Consider the following 18,777-nt stretch of genomic DNA (forward strand, 5'->3'; position numbering starts at 1 on the left):
TTTGTTTAATTGCCGCCCGCCCGGGTCAGCCCGGCGGGAAGAGCCAGACGGAGGACACGCAGGAGATGACCGTGGTGACGCAGCCGGCCCTCTCTGACCGGACGGGATCCGGGGAGAGCGAGGGTGCCCTGGACCGGCCCGACGACATCCATGTCTATCTGCCCGAGATCTGGGCGGTTCATGCCCGCCATTTCCCCCGGAAGGACGCCATCGTCTGCGGTGCAGACCGGCTCAGCTGGCGCGATTTCGACCAGGCGATGAACCGGCTGGCCAATGCCCTCCATGCCCGCGGGCTCGGCCGCGACGACAAGGTCGCGGTGCTGCTCGGCAACGAGGTCATGACCATCCCGGTGATGTTCGGCGTGGTCAAGGCGCGGGCCTGTCTGGTGCCGCTGTCGGCCATGCTGACGCCCGACCAGCTGGCCCATCTGATCACCGATTCCGGGGCGACCACCCTGATCGTCGCCCCCGGGCTGATCGACCGGATCGCGCCGGTCAGGGAGAGGCTCGACCGGGGGGCGCCGGACCGCTTCGTGGTGCTGGGCCCCGAACAGCCCGGCTGGACCGCTTACGACGCGTTTCTGGGGGAGGCGCCGGCAACCCAGCCGCCCGTGCGCTATGCCCTGGATGACCCGTTCAACATCATCTACAGCTCGGGCACCACGGGCCTGCCCAAGGGCATCGTACAGACCCACCGGGCGCGGCAGCACTGGTCGTTCTCGAACGCGATCGAGATGCGGTTCGACCAGACCTCGCGGGCGCTGACCACCACCGCACTCTATTCCAACGGCACCTGGCTGATGGTGCTGCCGGTGCTGTTCACCGGCGGCACGCTCCATATCCTGCCGCAATTCGACCCGGCGGCCTTCCTTGAGACGGTGGCGCGGGAGCGGATCACCCACACCTTCATGGTGCCGACCCAGTATATCCTGACCCTCGCCTGCCCGGCGCTGGATCGCGCAGACCTCTCCAGCCTGAAGACCATGCTCTCGGCCGGATCCCCCCTCCGGCCCGACACCAAGCAGGCGGTGCTGGCGCGGATGGGGCCGGGGCTTTACGAGCTGTACGGCCTGACCGAAGGCTTCGCGACCATGCTGAAGCCCGAATTCCATGCGACCCGGCTGAGCTCGGTCGGCACGCCGGTACTGGGTTTCGAGGTCCGGATCATCGATGATGAGGGGCGCGAGTTGCCGGCAGGCGAGGCGGGCGAGATCGCCGGTTATGGCGCCGGCATGATGGCCGGCTATCACGGCCGGCCCGAGGCGACCGCCGCCGCGATCTGGCGGGACGAGCGCGGCCGCAGCTTCATCCGCACCGGCGATATCGGCAGGCTGGACGAGGCGGGCTTCCTCTACATCCTCGACCGCAAGAAGGACATGATCGTCTCGGGCGGCTTCAACGTCTTCCCGACCGATGTCGAGACCGTGCTGGGCGGTCATCCCGATGTGCTCGACGTGACGGTGATCGGCGTGCCGCATGAAAAATGGGGCGAGGCGGCGCTGGCGCTGGTGATCCCGCGCGACGGTGCCCGGGTCACGGAGGCCGATCTCAAGGCCTGGGCGAATGACCGGCTGGCAAAGACCCAGCGCCTGGTCGGGGTGGAGTTCCGTGCGGAATTTCCGCGCAACGCGCTCGGCAAGGTGCTGAAGCGCGAGCTGCGCGCGCCCTATTGGGCGGCGGAGGGGCGGGTGATCTGATCGGCGGTCGCCTGCCTGGCCGCGGTTACGCCCGCGCTGGCCGCTGCGATATCTCGAGCGCGAGCATGGCGACCACCACGAAGGCGAGCGAGGCGGCGGGCAGCAGCAGCGGCCCCGCCCCGCCATGCACCGCCACACCCACGCCCGAGCCCAGCGACATGCCGGCATAGAGCGCGGACGCATTGAGCGCGAGGGCGAGGCCGGCGCGATCGCCGGCCAGATCGACCAGGCGCTTCTGCTGCGGGGCCATGAACGACATGGCCGTGATCGCCCAGACCGACATCAGCAGATAGAGCGGAACCAGCCCGCCCGGCACCACCAGTGCCGCGGCGAAGCCCAGACCCAGGGCGGTGAGGGTGATGCGCAGCGTGCCGACGGCGCCGAAACGGCGTTCCAGCACGGCACCCAGCGCATTGCCGATCAGCCCGCCGGCGCCGTAGATGAACATGGCGGTGGGGACCGCGGTTTCGGGCAGGACGCGGCCGCCGGCCTCGGCGACGGCGGTCATCCAGGGGGCGAGCAGGGCGTAGGTGACGAAGATGCCGGACATCTGCATCAGCGGCACCACCAGCGCCATGCCGATCCGCCGGTCGACCATCATGCGCAGCAGCACCCTCGCACCCGAGCGAGAGCCGCGCAGCCCCCCGGGCACGGTCGCGCGCACCGCCAGGGCGACCAGCACCGCAATCGCCGCGATCCCCCAGGTGACGCCGCGCCAGCCGATCGCGATCCCGGCCATGCTGCAGATCGGCACGCCGATCACCACCGCCGCGGTCATGCCGCCGAAGACGGTGGCCAGCGCCGAGGCCCGGCGATCCTCGTCGACCAGAATGGCACCGGTGGCCGAGACGGTCGGGCCGACCAGACCCGCCCCCAGCGCCATCACCGTGCGGCCGGCGACCAGCATTCCGTAGCTTTGCGCCAGCGCACAGAGCACGGCGCCCAGGCACACGCCCGCAAGCCCCATCATCACCATCCGCCGCCGGTCGCGATCGCCGAACAGGATCTGCATGGCGGGTGCGGCCAGCGCATAGGTGATGGCGAAGGCCGTGACCAGCCCGCCCACGGCCGAGGGGGGAAGGCTGAGGTCGGCGGTGAGCGGCTGGGCGAAACCGATCACCGACATGGAGGCGACACCCACGGTGAAATAGCCGCCGGCCAGGGCCAGCAGGGCAGGAAGACGGCGGGTGGCGCGGGTGTGAGGGGGCATGCGGAGGTCCTGTGCGCCCGGGGAGGCGGGGGGCGGGGCGGTTGCGATGGAATGCCGGGAGCGGAGATCGGATGGCTCCGGCCGTTGAAGCTGCCTTCGGTCCTGGCATAATTCAAATCGATGTTTTGTATAGGAAGGATAACCTGCATGGATCTGCCGCGGCATGATCTGGGCCTGCTGCTGTCGCTGGATGTGCTGCTGGCGGAACGCAGCGTCACCCGCGCCGCCCGCCGGCTGGGGATCAGCCAGCCGGCACTCTCCGCCCAGCTCGCCCGGCTGCGCGACCTGTTCGACGACCCGCTGCTGGTCCGGTCTGGCCGCACATTGGTGCCGACCAGCCGCGCCGAGGCGCTGCGCCAGCCGCTCAATCGCCTGCTCGACGAGCTTCAGTCTCTGGTTGCCGCGGAACTGCCTTTCGATCCCATGGCCGGGCCGGTCACGGTGCGGGTGATCGCCACCGACTATATTCATGCCGCGGTGACCGGCCGGCTGGTCGCGGCCTTCGAAGGCCGCGGTGACGGGCCTGTGCCTGACACCCGGGTGATCATGATGGCCCACGACCCGCAGCGCAGCCGTCAGGATCTGGAAGAGGGGCGCGCCGATCTGATGATCGCCTCGGAGCCGCTGCTGCCCCAGGGGGCGATCCGCAGCCGGCTGTTCGACGAACGCTTCGTCGTGGTGCAGCGGCGCGGCCATCCGCGCGGCACCGGCCCCTTCGACCTGGATGAATTCTGCCGCCTGCCGCATGTCCTGGTCTCCCCCGTGGGCGGCGCGCTCCGCGGGGTGACCGACGAGGCGCTGGCGGCCCTGGGGCGAACCCGACGGATCGCGGCCTCGGTGTCGAGTTTCCTGCAACTGCCGCCGCTGCTGGCCCGCAGCGATCTGATCGCGATGGCGCCCGAGCGTCTGGCCATGGCCTGCACCCGCGATCTCGACATCTTCGAGCCGCCCGTGACCGTGCCGGGGTTCACCATCCATCTGGCCTGGCATCCGCGCCGGGACCGCGATCCGAAGATCTGCTGGCTGCGCCGCGAAATCCAGGCGCTGCATCTGTGACCGCTTACGTCCGGCCGTGCTATATCTCCGCCGTCACATTCGTGCAGGAAGGCGGCCCCGTCATGGCGAAATCCGGGAAACCCACGGCATCTACCCGCGCCACCCAGGCCCTCGCCCGGGCCGGCATCGCCTTCGAGACGCTGACCTACGATTATGATCCCGATGCCGGGCGCATCGGCCTGCAGGCGGCCGAGGCGATCGGGGAGCCGCCGCGGCGGGTGCTGAAAACGCTGATGGCCGAGGTCGACGGCCGCGCGGTCTGCGTGGTGGTGCCGTCGGATCACGAGGTGAGCATGAAAAAGCTCGCCCAGGCCTTCGGGGGCAAGGCGGCGGTGATGATGCGCCCGACCGATGCCGAGCGCATCACCGGCTATCATGTCGGCGGCATCAGCCCCTTCGGTCAGAAGAAGCGGGTACCGACCGCGGTCGAGGCGGCGGCGATGGCCGAGCCTTATGTCTTCGTGAATGGCGGCCAGCGCGGGCTTCAGGCGAAGCTCGCACCGGCCGATCTGGTCCGGGCGCTGGGCGCGGTGACCGCGCCGCTGATCGCCTGATCCCGTCAGGCGGATCCGAAGCCCAGCCTGTCGGCCAGGAACCGCCCCGCCTCCATGGCGCCGGCCTGGGAGATGGTGTGGCCGAGCCCGGGCTCGAACCGCGCCTCGACATCCATCCCGGCTTCGGCCAGCCGTTCGGCGGCCAGCCGGCTCTCTTCCGCCGGCACCACCGGATCGGCCAGGCCGTGGATCAGCAGCAGCGGCGTCAGATGCGCCGGCGTCAGCGGATCGGCCGTGCCGAGCCGCCCCGAAAAGGCGACGCCCGCCGCCACTGGCCAGCGGCCGCGGGCGATGCCGTCCAGCAGCATCATCGAGCCCTGCGAGAACCCGACCAGCGCCACCCGGTCCAGCCGGTCGCGAAAGCCCTGCTCCGTCACGATCCGGTCGATCAGCGCATCGAAATCCGCCCGCGCCGCCGCAATCCTGGCCGCCCGGTCAGCGGGCGTGATCGAGCCGATCGAGAACCACTGAAAGCCGGTCGGCGCCTGATCGAAACGATGCGGCGCATCCGGCGACACGAACACCGCCCCCGGCAGCGCCCCCTGCCAGAACTGCCCGAGCGGCTCCAGATCGGCGCCATTGCTGCCGACCCCATGGAGCAGGATGACGAGGGCGGTGGCGGTCATGCCCCCGGCACGCCCTTGGTGGTGGAATATTCGAAATGCATCACCTCGCCCGGGCGGCAGATCTCGCGGGCGGCATGGGTGGCCGAGGCGGCCTCGGCGAAGCCCGAGAGGATCAGCTTCAGCTTGTGCGGGTAGCGGGCGATGTCGCCGATGGCGAAGATGCCGGGCAGGCTGGTCGACATGGTCGCCTGCTCGACCGTGATGTGGTTCTGGTCGAGCGCCAGGCCCCAGGTCAGGATCGGGCCCAGATTCATCGACAGGCCGAAGAAGGGCAGCAGCACGTCGGCCTCCAGCCGGCGGATATTGCCGTCCAGATCGGCGACCGTCACGGCATCCAGCCGGCCGGTTTCCGGATCACCCTCCAGGCCGTGGAGCTGGTAGGGCACGACCAGTTCGATCTTGCCCTGGGCCGCCAGGGCATGAAGCTTGGCCACGCTTTCCGGTGCACCGCGGAATTTCGGGCGGCGGTGGATGACCATGATCGCAGCGGCGATATCGGCAAGTTCGATCGCCCAGTCCAGCGCGCTGTCGCCACCGCCCGCGATCACCACCCGCTTGCCGCGGAAGGCTTCCTTGCGGGCGACACGATAGAAGACCGAGTGCTCCTCATAGGCCTCGATGCCGGCGAGCGGCGGCCGGTTGGGGCCGAAGGCGCCGACGCCGGCGGCGATCAGCACCGCCTTGGCCTGGATCTCGGTGCCCTTGTCGGTGCCCACGATCCAGTCGCCCGTGGCCTCGTCGCGGGAAAGGTCCGTGACCTGCTGGCCCAGATGCCAGGCCGGGTCGAAGGGGGCGGCCTGGGCCGCCAGCTGGTCGATCAGGGCCTGTGCCTCGATCTTCGGCCAGCCGGGGATGTCGTAGATCGGCTTTTCGGGATACATGGCACTGCACTGGCCGCCGACATGCGGCAGCGCGTCGATGACATGCGTCTTCAGCTTCAGCATGCCGGCCTCGAACACCGAGAACAGGCCGACGGGGCCGGCCCCGATCACGGCGATATCGGTCTCGTGCCGCCCGCCGGGCTGGGTTGCGACGATGTCGCCGGCGGCACCCGGCGCGATGCCATAGGCGGCGGGATCGAAAGTGGTCGAGGTCGCGGTCATCGGACTCCGGTTTCCGTATCAGGTCGACAATGGATGCGGACCGGCGCCAGGCGCCGCCCGTTCCCCAGATGGGGGCGATCTTGTGGCTAGTCCATCCGGCTCGGCAACCACAATACGATCCTGGCGGGCCGGATCGGCCTGCCGCTCCCGGACCACCGGGCACCGGACGGCCCGCGGGTCGAGAATTTATCACGCCCAGGTTGAATTCGGCAGCCATTCCGGACCGTGGCGCCGGTTTTTTGCCCGGGGGATCGCCAGGCGGAACGGAATCCGGCGCCAGCCGGGTCAGATCCCGGCCTGCCCCTGGGCCATGTCGCGCCTCAGCTGTCGGGCATAGGTTTTGTAGTCCACCTCCAGCGCATAGCGCGGGCTGTCGAGCCAGGTCCGGCGCTGGACGGCGTGATGCCGGGCGATTTCGCGGCGCTGATCCTCGGGCCCGGCCGGGGCCATTGCACCGGACAGCAGGCTGGCGAGCCAGCGGGCCTGGATTTCGACCAGTGGAATTGTCGGCCCGATCGGCTGCACCAGCCCGGCAAAGGCGAGGCCGGGGCAGGCGGGGGAGAGGATGCGGCGATAGAGCGCCGGCCGGCTCTCGTCGCCGAGGGCCCGTCGGGCGAGGCCGGGATCGAGGAAGGGGAAGCTGGTCCGATAGCCGGTGGCGTAGATGATCGCATCGAAGGGATCGCGGGCGCCGTTGGTGAAGACCACCCCGTCGCCGTCCAGCCGGGCGATGTCGGGGCGCACGGTGATCCGCCCATGGCCGATCGCCGGCAGCAGATCCTGGCTGAGCGTTGCATGTTCCCGCCACATCGGATGGGCCGGACGCGGCAGGCCGAAGCGCCGCTGATCGCCGACCCCCAGCCGGATCAGCCGGGCCATGATCATGCGGGTCAGCCGGGTCGGCAGATGCAGACGGCGCGAGAGGAGCGCCGACCAGCGGTCGACCGGCACACCCATCAGGTATTTGGGCATGATCCAGGCGCCGCGGCGGGTGGAGATCGAGACATGGGCGGCCCGCCGGCACAGGTCGACCGCGATGTCGACCGCCGAATTGCCGAGGCCCACCACCAGCACGCGCCGCCCTTCGAAGGGATCGTTCGTGCGGTAGTGATGGGCATGCAGCGTCGTGCCGTCGAACTGCCCCGGAAAATCAGGCAGGCGCGGATCCCAGAGATGGCCGTTGGCGACGACGACATGGCGGTAGGGGATCCTGCGGCCGTCGGACAGCGAGACCTGCCAGCGCCCGTCGCCCGCCGGCGTGACCGCGGTGACTGCGGTGCGGAAGGTGATCAGCGGGCGGATGCCGAAATGGTCGGCATAGGCCTCCAGATGGGCCAGGAACTGGGCGTGGGAAAGAAAATCGGGCAGGTGCTTCGGGATCGGGAAATCCGGATAGCCCAGATTGTCCCGGCTGGTATCGATATGCAGCGCCGCATAGGCAGAGGACATGCCGTTGTCGTTGCGATAGCGCCACATTCCGCCGATATAGGAGCCGGTTTCGTAGCAGGCGAAGGCGATGCCGCGGTCCTTGAGCGCCTTGGCGACCGCGACACCCGACGAACCGGCGCCGATGATGCAGATCTCGGGACAGCCGGTGCCGTCCCCCACGCCCCTCCGATCAGGACCCGACATGGCCGGCCCCCTCATGCCTCAGATGATCGGCGATGAGGGCGTCGAGGCTGGCATCCGGCCGGATACCCAGAGGCTCGGCCCGGGCCGAGACGAAGTGCTGCGGCCAGCCCTGGACGATGTGGGCCAGATCAGCCTCCGGCGCGAAACCGATCCCTCCGGTGGCGCCGCGGGCTTTCACGGCGGCGGCGATCTCGCCGATGGTCACGGTGAGCGCCGGCAGATTGAGGACGCGCCCGGGCGGCAGATCGTCCTCCGTCACCGCCCCCAGCCGCAGCAGTGCCCGTACCACCGCGCCCGCCGAGGCGAGCGGCACCAGGGTTTCGGGCGGCAGGGGCGAGACGACGTCGCGGCCGGCCAGCGGCTCACGGATCAGCGCCGCGATCCGGTCGGAAACCGCGGGCGTCGGTGCGCCGGGGCGGGTGACCACGATCGGCAGGCGCAGGGAGCGGCCGTCGATCCGGCCCCGGCGCGACAGATCGGCCAGCATCAACTCTGCGATCGCCTTGTGGGTGCCATAGCCGGTGGCGGGCATTGGCCTGAGGTCGTCGCTGGTCTCAGGTGGCAGGTCGCCGCCGAAAACCGCGATCGAACTGGTGAAGATGAAGCGGGGGTGGCCCGTTGCCGCTTCGGCCATCCGGCGTGGCGCCTCCACATTCACCGCCCAGGCGGCATCCGGCGCGCGTTCGGCATCCAGCGTCAGGCTGGCGGCCAGATGAAAGACGATGTCGGCGCCCCTGGCGCCAAGAGCCGCGGCTGTTGCCGGATCGGCCAGGTCGGCGGCGGTGCAGGCAACGGGCATCGCCGCCCCGGCCGGCGGTTCCGGTGCCGTCAGATCGACCAGCTCCAGCCGGCTGGCCGGCCCCTTGCCGCCATCCGTCCCCGGTAGTGGGGCTCCTGCGGCAATCACCCGGGCCAGGCGCCGGCCGAGAAAGCCGCCGGCGCCGGTGATCAACACGTTCGTCATGGACGGCGTCTCCTCCCAGGGTGCCCGAACCGGTTGATCCGGTGGGACGTTTATTAACATACTACTGAATAGGATGTTTTTGGGCAAGCAGCTGCCGCTGATCTGGCCCCTCGGGACGGCTTGGCTTAGGATGCCCGGCGATGAAGATCGTGGAGGACGGCGTGGCGCGACGCGGGCGGAAGATCGACGAAGCCGAGGCGGCGAGCCGCCGCATGGAACTGCTGGAGGCGGCGGCCAACTGCTTCATGCGCACCGGCTATCACGCCACCAGCATCGACGACGTCGCCCGGTCGATGGGCTGCACCAAGGGCTTCATCTACCACTACCACGCTACCAAGACCGATCTGTTCTTCGACGTCCACCGCGAGGGCATGCGGCGGCTGTTCGCGGCCGTGGAGCCGGCCATGGCATCTGCCGGCGATGCGCTGGCGGTGCTCCGCGCCATGCTGCTGGCCCATGCCCGGGCAATGATGGACCATCATGCCTTCGAAACCGTGGTTGCCCAGGGCGTGCAGATCCACCGGTTCGGGGCGACCACCCCCGATCAGCGCCGCACCCTTGACGAGCTGATCGCCAGCCGCGACCGCTTCGAAGCCCTGTTCAAGGCCCAGACCCTGCGCGCGGCCGAGGCGGGGCTGCTGGGGCCGGTCGCCCCCTCGATCGCGGTCAAGATGATGCTGGGCGCGCTGCAATGGTCGATCTTCTGGTATCGCCCCGAAGCCGATGCCGGAGAGGGCGCGCGCGACCGCCTGGCGGAGGAAATGGTCCGGACGATCATCGATGGCCTGCGCGCGCGGCCCGCTGCGGGGTAGACTGCCTGGATAACGAAAAAGTCCAGGGAGGTTCCGGAGGATGCAGACCGTCGGTGACGAGGCCCATCCCGAGATCCGGGCGGCGGTGCGGGCGCTCTGCGCCGGTTTCCCGCCGGAATATCATCGCAAGGTGGATGCCGGTCGCGCCTATCCCGAGGCCTTCGTCGAGGCCCTGACCCGTGCCGGCTGGATGGCGGCCCTGATCCCGGAAGAGTATGGCGGCGCCGGGCTGGGCCTCGCCGAAGCGTCGGTGATCATGGAAGAGATCAACCGTTCGGGCGGCAATTCCGGGGCCTGTCACGGCCAGATGTACAACATGACCACCCTGGTCCGGCATGGATCGGAGGACCAGCGCCGGCGCTATCTGCCGGCGATCGCGGCGGGCGAGCTCAGGCTGCAGTCGATGGGCGTCACCGAGCCCGGGGCCGGCACCGACACCACCCGCATCCGGACCACCGCGGTCCGGCGCGGCGACCGCTGGGTGATCAACGGCCAGAAGGTCTGGATCTCGCGCATTCAGCATTCCGACCTGATGATCCTGCTGGCCCGGACCACGCCGCTCGATCAGGTGGCGAAGAAATCCGAGGGGTTGTCGATCTTCATCGTCGATCTGCGCGATGCGATCGGCCGCGGGCTCAGCGTCCGGCCGATCGCCAACATGGTCAATCACGAGACCAACGAGCTGTTCTTCGACGAGCTGGAGATCCCGGCCGAAAACCTGATCGGCGAGGAAGGGCAGGGCTTCCGCTATATCCTGACCGGGCTCAATGCCGAGCGGGTGCTGATCGCGGCCGAATGCATCGGCGACGGCTACTGGTTCATCGACAAGGTTTCGGCCTATGCCTCGGAGCGGCAGGTCTTCGGCCGGCCGATCGGCCAGAACCAGGGCGTGCAGTTCCCGATCGCCGAAAGCTTCATCGAGGTCGAGGCCGCCAATCTGATGCGCTGGGAAGCCTGCCGGCTCTATGATGCCGGGCAGCCCTGTGGGGCCCAGGCGAACATGGCGAAATACCTGGCGGCCAAGGCCTCGTGGGAGGCGGCCAATGCCTGCATCCAGTTCCATGGCGGCTTCGGCTTTGCCGCCGAATACGATGTCGAGCGCAAGTTCCGCGAAACCCGGCTCTATCAGGTGGCGCCGATTTCCACCAACCTGATCCTCGCCTATGTGGCCGAGCATGTGCTCGGCCTGCCACGGTCGTTCTGACGGGGGGAGGGGGGACCTGATGGATCCGCTGGCACGGCCGCTTGAAGGCCTGACCGTGATCGCCCTGGAACAGGCGGTCTCGGCCCCGTTCTGCACCGTGCGCCTGGCCGATGCCGGGGCGCGGGTGATCAAGATCGAGCGTCCCGAGGGCGATTTCGCCCGCGGCTATGATGATGTCGTCCATGGTGAGAGCAGCTATTTCGTCTGGCTGAACCGGGGCAAGGAGAGCCTGGTGCTCGACCTCGCCCAGGCTGCGGGGCGGGTGGCCTTCCGCGAGCTTCTGGCCCGGGCCGATGTGCTGGTCCAGAACCTGAAGCCGGGCGCGCTGGCCCGGATGGGTTGTGCGGTTGCGGATCTGCGGCGCGATTTCCCGCGGCTGATCATCTGTTCGATCAGCGGCTATGGCGAGACCGGGCCGCTCGCTGACCGCAAGGCCTATGACATGCTGGTCCAGGCGGAAGCCGGATTGTGTTCCATCACTGGCGGGCCGGACGCGCCGGCGCGGGTCGGCACCTCGATCGTCGACATCGCGAGCGGAGCCACCGCCCATGCCGCGATCCTGGAGGCACTCATCGCCCGCGGGATCAGTGGCAAGGGGGCGGCGATCGCGGTCTCGATGTTCGACGTCGCCGCCGACTGGCTGACCGTGCCGCTGCTGCATCAGGAAGGCGGGCGGCCGCCGCGGCGGGTGGGGCTGTCCCATCCCTCGATCGCGCCCTATGGCACCTTCCGCACCCGCGACGGCGCCATCCTGCTGGTCGCGATCCAGAGCGACCGGGAATGGGCGGCCTTCGTGCGCGAGATTGCGGGCCGGCCCGGGCTTGCGAGCGATCCGCGCTTTGCCGGCAATCGCGGCCGGGTGGCGCATCGCGCCGAGGCCGATGCGGTGGTGGCGGCGGCGATCGGCGCCGATGACGGCCCGTCGATCCGGGCGCTTCTGCAGCGCGTGGGGATCGCTTTCGCCGACCTCAACGACATGGCCGGCCTTGCCGCCCACCCCCATCTCCGCCGGATCACCGTCGACACGCCCTCAGGCCCGGTCGCCATGCCGGCCCCGGCCCCGGTCTTCGACGGTCCGCCCCGGCGCTACGGCCCGGTGCCGGCGCTGGGTGACCATCTCCCTCTCGATCCGGAGGCGACATGACGACCGGCATCGACCTCGATCGTCTGCGCGGCTGGATCGGCCGCCAGGAGACCACGACCGAAGCGGTGACCCCCGATCTGGTCCGGCGCTTCCGCGCCACCTTCGACATCGGCGGCCCGATCCCGCAGCCGGGAGAGGCGGTCCCCCGGCTGATCCACTGGTGTCTGGGGCAGCCGGCCGTGGCCACGGCCGCCCTCGGCCCGGACGGGCATCCGGCCCGCGGCGGCTTTCTGCCGCCGGTGCCGCTGCCCCGGCGGATGTGGGCGGGTGGGGCGCTCACCTTTACCGGGGAGCTGCGGGTGGGGGAGGTGATGGAGCGCCTGTCGCGCATCGCCGATGTCACGCTCCGCGAGGGACGCAGCGGCAGTCTCTGCTTCGTGACGGTCGAACATCTGATTTCCGCCGCCGGGCGGGTGGTCGCGACCGAACGCCAGGACATCGTCTATCGCGCAGCCCCCGACCCCGCCGCAGGGGGGCCTGTGCCTGCACCGAAACCGGCCCCCCTCAATCCTGCGCCCGCCGGCCGTCATCACCGTCCGGTCGAGATCGGCCCGGCGCTGCTCTTCCGCTATTCGGCGCTCACCTTCAACGGTCACCGCATCCATTACGACAGGGATTATGCGACCGGTGTCGAGGGCTATCCCGGCCTCGTGATCCACGGGCCGCTTCAGGCGACCCTGCTGTTCAATTACGCAGCCGGCCTCGATGGTCGCGCGCCCGACCGGTTCAGCTTTCGCAGCCTGTCGCCGCTGTTCGACACCGACCCGGTGCGCCTGCATGCAGCGGAAACCGAAGACGGGCTGAAGCTCTGGACCGCGCGCGAGGGCGCGCCGGTGGCGATGGCGGCGGAGGCGGGGTGGGACTAGGACACATGCGGGCAGAAACAGGGTTTTAAAATGTTATAGTATAACATAGCATAATTGGTCTTCCGATACAGGGACCAGTTCCATGCCCACCCCGTCAGTCTCCCATCCCCCCACGGACACACGCCTGCCGGTCACCGTGCTCTCGGGCTTTCTCGGCGCCGGCAAGACCACGCTGCTCAACCATATCCTCGGCAATCACGAGGGGCGGCGGGTGGCGGTGATCGTCAACGACATGTCCGAGGTGAATATCGACGCGGCTCTGGTCCGCGCCGGTACCGCCGGGCTGACGCGCACCGATGCAAAGCTGGTGGAGATGAGCAATGGCTGCATCTGCTGCACCCTGCGCGAGGATCTGCTGATCGAGGTCGGGCGGCTGGCGCGCGAGGGGCGGTTCGATCAGCTGGTGATCGAATCGACCGGCATTTCCGAACCCATGCCGGTGGCGGAAACCTTCACCTTCGCCGATGAAGAGGGCCGCAGCCTGGGCGATGTCGCCCGGCTCGACACCATGGTGACCGTGGTCGACGCCTGTAATTTCCTCCGCGACTACGCTTCACGCGATGATCTTCAGGATCGCGGCGAATCCATGGGGCCCGAGGATCGCCGCAAGGTGGTCGATCTGCTGATCGAGCAGGTCGAGTTCTGCGACGTGATCGTGCTCAACAAGACCGATCTGGTGACCCCGGAAGATCTCGGGCGGCTGACCGGCATCCTGCGCAGTCTGAACCCCCGCGCGCGGATCGAGACCGCGGCCTTCGGCCGGGTGCCGCTCGACCGGGTGCTGGCCACCGGCCTGTTCGATTTCGCCGCCGCGGCCGAGGCGCCGGGCTGGCTGCGCGAACTGCGCGGCACGCATGTCCCGGAGACCGAGGCCTACGGCATCGGCAGCTTCGTCTATCGTGCCCGGCGGCCCTTCCATCCGGGGCGGTTCTTCGCCTGGATCGGCCGCGAATGGCCGGGTGTCGTCCGCTCCAAGGGGTTTTTCTGGCTGGCGAGCCATCCGGCGCTTGCGGGGACCTGGTCGCAGGCGGGCGCCGTCGCCCGCCATGGTGTGGCCGGCCACTGGTGGGCCGCCCTGCCGCCCGAGGACTGGCCCGAGGATCCCGCCCATGTCGAGACCATCCTGGAAAGCTGGGATCCGGAGACCGGTGATGCCCGCCAGGAACTGGTGCTGATCGGCATCGCCATGGACGAGCCCCGCCTGCGCGCCGGTTTCGATGCCTGTCTGCTGACCGATGCCGAGATGGCGGCGGGGCCTGCCGCCTGGACCGCGCTCGACAACCCGTTTCCGGGGTGGCCCGACCACCCTGCCAGTCTTTGAGGACGATGCACGCGTGATCCGCAAGAACCCGCGCGGCGATCTGCCGCGTGTCCACCCCGATGCCTTTGTCGACCCGACGGCCATCCTTTGCGGGCTGGTGATCGTCGAGGCGGATGTCTTCATCGGCCCCTATGCGGTGATCCGTGCCGACGAGATGGATGCCGACGGCCATATCGAGCCGATCGTGATCGGGGCGCATTCCAACATCCAGGACGGGGTGGTGATCCACTCCAAATCTGGTGCCGCGGTCACCATCGGAGAGCGGACCTCCATTGCCCACCGCGCCATCGTTCACGGCCCCTGCCGCGTGGGCAATGGTGTGTTCATCGGCTTCAACAGCGTGCTGTTCAACTGCACGATCGAGGATCGCTGCGTCGTCCGCCACAATGCCGTGGTCGATGGCTGCCATCTGCCGGCGGGCTTCTACGTCACCTCCACCCAGCGCATCGGTCCTGCGACCGATCTTGCCCGGCTGCCCCGGGTATCGGCCGATGCAAGCGAGTTCTCCGAAGACGTGGCGCGCACGAACAATGCGCTGGTCCGCGGCTACAAGACCATCCAGAACGAGTTCTGATCCCCGATGACCCAGCCCTCCATCACCGTTACCCTGCCCGACGGAGCGCGTCGCAGTTTCCCGCATCCCGTCACCGTGATGGATCTTGCAGCCGCGATCGGCCCCGGCCTCGCCAGCAACACCGTGGCCGGCATGATCGACGGCCGCCTGGTCGATGCCTCGGATCTGATCGAGCGGGATGCGGCGGTCAGGATCATCACCCCTGCCGATTCCGAAGGGGTTGAGATCATCCGCCATTCCTGCGCCCATCTGCTGGGCCAGGCGGTCAAGCAGCTTCATCCGGCGGCGCGGATGGTGATCGGGCCGGTGATCGAGGACGGGTTCTATTACGACATCGCCATCGACCGGGGCTTCACGCCCGAGGATCTGGCGGCGATCGAGACGCGCATGACGGAGCTGATCGCCCGCGAGCGCCCCGTGGTGAAGCGCATGCTGCCGCGGGACGAGGCGATCCGGATCTTCGAGGCCCGCGGCGAGGATTACAAGCTCCGGCTGATCGAGGACATGCCCGACGAGGCAGAACTCGGCCTCTATTTCCACGACGAGTATGTCGACATGTGCCGCGGACCGCATGTGCCGAACACCCGCTTCCTGAAGGCGTTCCGGCTGATGCGGATCTCGGGTGCCTATTGGCGCGGCGATGCCCGCAATCCGCAGCTTCAGCGGATCTACGGCACCGCCTGGGCGGACCGGGCGGCGCTCGATGCCCATCTGACACGCCTCGCCGAAGCCGAGGCGCGCGACCATCGCCGGCTCGGCCGGGAACTCGACCTCTATCATTTCCAGGACGAGGCGCCGGGGGCGGTGTTCTGGCATCCCCGCGGCTGGACGCTGTTTCAGGAGCTGCTGGCCTGTATGCGCCGTCGCCAGGCGGCCGCCGGCTATGTCGAGGTCAACACGCCCGATGTCATGGATCGCGGTCTCTGGGAGACGTCGGGCCACTGGCAGAACTACCGCCGGCACATGTACACCACCGAAACCGGCGACGGCCGGGCCTTCGCGCTGAAGCCGATGAACTGCCCCGGCAGTGTGCTGCTCTATCGCCACGCCCTGAAGAGCCATCGCGACCTGCCGCTGCGCATGGGCGAGTTCGGCAAGGTGCATCGCTACGAGCCTTCCGGCGCGCTGCACGGGCTGATGCGGGTGCGCCACTTCACCCAGGACGATGCCCATATCTACTGCACCCCGGCGCAGGTGGATGACGAATGCCGCACCGTCATCGCCCTGGTGCTCGACGTCTACCGTGCCTTCGGTTTCGAGGACGTCACCATCAAGCTCTCGACCCGGCCCGAGAGCCGGATGGGAGAAGATGCCGACTGGGATCTGCTGGAAGGGGCACTTGCCGGCGCGCTTGAGCGTCTCGGGCTTTCGTGGCGGACCAATCCGGGGGAGGGGGCGTTCTACGGCCCCAAGCTTGAATTCGTCCTGCACGATGCGATCGGGCGCGACTGGCAGTGCGGCACGCTGCAGGTCGACATGAACCTTCCGGAACGCTTCGACATCGACTATGTCGACAGCGACGGCGCCCGGCGCCGGCCGGTCATGCTGCACCGCGCATTGTTCGGCTCGCTGGAGCGGTTCATCGGCATTCTGGTGGAGCATCATGCCGGTCGGCTGCCAACCTGGCTGGCGCCGGTGCAGGCGGTGGTGCTGCCGGTATCGGATCGCCATGCCGCCCATGCCGCCGCCGTGGCGCAGGTTCTGACCGGCGCCGGTGTGCGGGCGGAGGCCGACCTTCGCAACCAGCGCCTGGGCTGGCGGATCCGCGATCAGCGCCTGCAGCGCATCCCCTTCCTGCTGGTGGTGGGGGACGCCGAAATGGCGGCGGGGCAGGTGGCGATCACCGCCCGCGACGGCGAGGATCCGGGAACGCTGCCGTTGACCGAAGCCGTGACGCTGCTGGCGGAACGTGGCCGGGCGCCGGATCTGGCAGCGGGTATTGTGGCGCAGGATGCGCGCCTGCGGGAGCTGATGCCCGCGGCGGTGCCGGCGTGACGGGGGCGGCCGATCTTCTGGTGCGGGGTGGCGTGGTCGTCACGCCCGGCGGCCGCGTCCGGGCCGATATCGCCTGTCGGGCAGGCCGGATCGTGGCGCTCGGCGACCTCGCCGGATCCTGGTCGGCGGAGACGGTGGTCGATGCGGCCGGGCTGCATGTGCTGCCGGGGGTGATCGACAGCCAGGTGCATTTCCGCGAACCGGGGCTCACCCATAAGGAGACGATCGGCGCCGGCACCCGCGGCGCCGTGCTGGGTGGGGTGACCACCGTCTTCGAGATGCCGAATACCAGTCCGCCCACGCTCACCGCGGCGGATCTGGAGGCCAAGCTTGCGATCGCGGCCCGCGATGCCTGGTGCGATCATGCCTTCTATATCGGCGGTGCCGCCGCCAATGCCGGAGATCTGGCCCGGCTGGAGCTGTTGCCGGGCTGTGCCGGGGTGAAGGTCTTCATGGGCAGTTCCCTCGGCGACCTGCTGGCCGATGACGAGGCTGTGCTGCGCCGGATCCTGGCCAGTGGCCGGCGCCGGATGGCGGTCCATGCCGAGGACGAGGCGCGGCTGCGCGCGCGACGCGCGATCGCAGAGGCTGCGGGTGATGTGCGCCTGCACCCGGTCTGGCGCGACCCCGAAAGCGCCCTGATCGCCACCCGCCGCATTGTCGGCCTGGCGGCAGAGGCCGGGCGGCTGCTGCATGTGCTGCATGTCTCGACCGCCGAAGAGATGGCCTTTCTGGCCGGGCACAAGCCCAGGGTCAGCGTCGAGGTCACGCCCCACCATCTGACGCTCGAGGCGCCGGATTGTTATGAGCGGCTGGGCAGTCTGGCCCAGATGAACCCGCCGGTGCGCGAGGCCGCTCACCGCGAGGCGCTCTGGCGTGCCGTCCGCGAGGGCGTGGTCGACGTGCTGGGCAGTGACCATGCCCCCCACAGCCGGGCCGAGAAGGCGAGGCCCTATCCGTCCTCTCCCAGCGGCATGACCGGGGTGCAGACCCTGTTGCCGGTGATGCTGGATCATGTCGCGGCGGGGCGTCTGAGCCTGGAACGGCTGGTCGATCTGGCCGCGGCCGGCCCGGCGCGGATCTTCGGGATTGCGGGCAAGGGGCGGATCGCGGTCGGGTTCGATGCCGATCTGGTGCTGGTCGACCTGGGCGCGCGTCGCACGATCGCCGATGCCGATATCGCCAGCCTGGCCGGCTGGACGCCCTGTGACGGGATGGAGGTAACCGGCTGGCCGGTGGCGACCGTTCTGCGCGGGCAGGTGGTGATGCGCGAGGGCGAGCTGTCGGGCCCTCTGCGCGGCCGGCCGGTGGGCTTCCTGGACGTGCCCGTCAGCCCATCGGCCCCTGCCTGAGCAGGCGCACCATCTCGCGCCCGATCTCGGCCGGGGTCTTGCGTCCCGGGCGATACCAGGTCCGCGCCCAGTTGAGCATGCCGAGCAGGCCCAGCCGGAACATCGGCCGGTCGGCCCCTGCGGGCAGGGGCAGGGCATCGACGAAGGTGGCGAACATCCGCTCATAGGCATCGCGCTGGGCGATCAGCCGTTCGGTTGCCTGGCCGAGTTTGGTGGAATATTCCGGCGTCACCACCGAGGCGAAGCCGTTATCGGCCAGCAGGGCCTCCATATGGCCCGCGGCGGCGGCCTCCAGCCGCTCCCACGGATCGGTCACGCCCTTGACCGCCTCGCGGACCGAGTCCGTGATCTGGCGCACGCCTTCATCGTGGACGGCGACGAACAGGTCCTCTTTCGACGGGAAGTGGTAGTAGACCGAGCCTGGCAGCATGCCGACCGCACCGGCGATGTCGCGCATCGAGGTCGCCTCGTAGCCCTGGCTCGAAAACAGCTGGGCGGCCGCTTCCAGCAGCTTGTCCCGGCGGTTGTTCTGGCGTTGCGCCTCGCTGCCTTCGGTCTCGCTCGCCATGCCCGTTTCCCGTCTCTGTCGTCAAAGCACGGCCTCGTCCCGAAGCCGCATGAAACCCAACGCCGATTGAATTGCCGCGCTCCTGTATAGGCACCTCCG

General features: G+C 69.2%; 17 protein-coding genes. 11 read left to right on the plus strand and 6 right to left on the minus strand.

The genetic code is table 11. The features are described 5' to 3' along the window. Positions 1-65 precede the first annotated feature (65 nt). Complete coding sequence (locus tag CMO28_RS13165) at positions 66-1,697, plus strand: class I adenylate-forming enzyme family protein (protein WP_296714139.1); 1,632 nt, start codon at positions 66-68, stop codon at positions 1,695-1,697. Positions 1,698-1,722: 25 nt separating this feature from the next. On the opposite strand, the gene CMO28_RS13170 is transcribed toward CMO28_RS13165, so the two are convergent. After that, entirely contained in the window at positions 1,723-2,907 is a 1,185-nt protein-coding gene (locus CMO28_RS13170; RefSeq protein ID WP_296714142.1) for an MFS transporter, read from the minus strand. 147 nt (positions 2,908-3,054) lie between these two features. Here CMO28_RS13170 and CMO28_RS13175 point away from each other — a divergent pair, with 147 nt between their 5' ends. Together CMO28_RS13175 and ybaK are read left to right on the plus strand one after the other, a co-directional pair. Continuing rightward, entirely contained in the window at positions 3,055-3,963 is a 909-nt protein-coding gene (locus tag CMO28_RS13175) for a LysR family transcriptional regulator (RefSeq protein ID WP_296714143.1), read from the plus strand. 62 nt (positions 3,964-4,025) lie between these two features. Continuing rightward, a complete protein-coding gene (gene ybaK / locus CMO28_RS13180) occupies positions 4,026-4,517 on the plus strand; it encodes a Cys-tRNA(Pro) deacylase (protein ID WP_296714145.1) in 492 nt (163 codons plus the stop codon). 5 nt (positions 4,518-4,522) lie between these two features. Here ybaK and CMO28_RS13185 read toward each other — a convergent pair whose 3' ends face one another. The 4 genes from CMO28_RS13185 to CMO28_RS13200 all read right to left on the minus strand — a co-directional run bounded on the left by CMO28_RS13185 (position 4,523) and on the right by CMO28_RS13200 (position 8,842). Continuing rightward, a complete protein-coding gene (locus CMO28_RS13185; RefSeq protein WP_296714146.1) occupies positions 4,523-5,143 on the minus strand; it encodes an alpha/beta hydrolase in 621 nt (206 codons plus the stop codon). Beyond that, positions 5,140-6,246 (minus strand): NAD(P)/FAD-dependent oxidoreductase, encoded by a 1,107-nt coding sequence (locus CMO28_RS13190; protein ID WP_296714147.1) that lies wholly within the window; start codon positions 6,244-6,246, stop codon positions 5,140-5,142. Before CMO28_RS13190 ends, CMO28_RS13185 begins: the two co-directional genes overlap by 4 nt. Before the next feature lie 285 nt (positions 6,247-6,531). Next, positions 6,532-7,878 carry a flavin-containing monooxygenase gene (locus CMO28_RS13195; protein ID WP_296714149.1) on the minus strand — a complete coding sequence of 449 codons (1,347 nt, stop codon included), beginning with the start codon at positions 7,876-7,878 and terminating at the stop codon, positions 6,532-6,534. After that, positions 7,865-8,842 carry an NAD-dependent epimerase/dehydratase family protein gene (locus tag CMO28_RS13200; protein WP_296714151.1) on the minus strand — a complete coding sequence of 326 codons (978 nt, stop codon included), beginning with the start codon at positions 8,840-8,842 and terminating at the stop codon, positions 7,865-7,867. The genes CMO28_RS13195 and CMO28_RS13200 overlap by 14 nt, the downstream gene beginning before the upstream one ends. A 140-nt stretch (positions 8,843-8,982) precedes the next feature. On the opposite strand from CMO28_RS13200, the gene CMO28_RS13205 reads away from it, so the two are divergent. The 8 genes from CMO28_RS13205 (at position 8,983) to CMO28_RS13240 (ending at position 18,110) form a co-directional block, all read left to right on the plus strand. Continuing rightward, positions 8,983-9,654 (plus strand): TetR/AcrR family transcriptional regulator, encoded by a 672-nt coding sequence (locus CMO28_RS13205; protein WP_296714153.1) that lies wholly within the window; start codon positions 8,983-8,985, stop codon positions 9,652-9,654. 40 nt (positions 9,655-9,694) lie between these two features. Beyond that, the gene (locus CMO28_RS13210; protein ID WP_296714155.1) at positions 9,695-10,858 is read left to right on the plus strand and encodes an acyl-CoA dehydrogenase family protein; all 1,164 of its coding nucleotides are present in this window, start codon (positions 9,695-9,697) and stop codon (positions 10,856-10,858) included. Positions 10,859-10,877: 19 nt separating this feature from the next. Then, on the plus strand, positions 10,878-12,002 hold the full coding sequence (locus tag CMO28_RS13215; protein ID WP_296714157.1) for a CaiB/BaiF CoA transferase family protein: 1,125 nt from the start codon (positions 10,878-10,880) through the stop codon (positions 12,000-12,002). Then, positions 11,999-12,868, plus strand: coding sequence for an FAS1-like dehydratase domain-containing protein (locus tag CMO28_RS13220; RefSeq protein ID WP_296714160.1), 870 nt, complete (start codon positions 11,999-12,001; stop codon positions 12,866-12,868). Before CMO28_RS13215 ends, CMO28_RS13220 begins: the two co-directional genes overlap by 4 nt. An 82-nt stretch (positions 12,869-12,950) precedes the next feature. Beyond that, complete coding sequence (gene zigA / locus CMO28_RS13225; RefSeq protein WP_296714162.1) at positions 12,951-14,189, plus strand: zinc metallochaperone GTPase ZigA; 1,239 nt, start codon at positions 12,951-12,953, stop codon at positions 14,187-14,189. 13 nt (positions 14,190-14,202) lie between these two features. Further along, positions 14,203-14,763, plus strand: a complete 561-nt coding sequence (locus CMO28_RS13230) for a carbonate dehydratase (protein WP_014744046.1) — start codon at positions 14,203-14,205, stop codon at positions 14,761-14,763. Between the two features lie 6 nt (positions 14,764-14,769). Further along, a complete protein-coding gene (thrS, locus tag CMO28_RS13235; protein WP_296714165.1) occupies positions 14,770-16,758 on the plus strand; it encodes a threonine--tRNA ligase in 1,989 nt (662 codons plus the stop codon). Further along, a complete protein-coding gene (locus CMO28_RS13240) occupies positions 16,755-18,110 on the plus strand; it encodes a dihydroorotase (protein ID WP_296714167.1) in 1,356 nt (451 codons plus the stop codon). The genes thrS and CMO28_RS13240 overlap by 4 nt, the downstream gene beginning before the upstream one ends. Here CMO28_RS13240 and CMO28_RS13245 read toward each other — a convergent pair. Further along, positions 18,088-18,678 (minus strand): TetR/AcrR family transcriptional regulator, encoded by a 591-nt coding sequence (locus tag CMO28_RS13245; protein WP_296714168.1) that lies wholly within the window; start codon positions 18,676-18,678, stop codon positions 18,088-18,090. The genes CMO28_RS13240 and CMO28_RS13245 overlap by 23 nt on opposite strands. Between the last annotated feature and the right edge of the window lie 99 nt (positions 18,679-18,777).

This window comes from Tistrella sp. (assembly GCF_002684955.1).
GTDB lineage: Bacteria > Pseudomonadota > Alphaproteobacteria > Tistrellales > Tistrellaceae > Tistrella > Tistrella mobilis.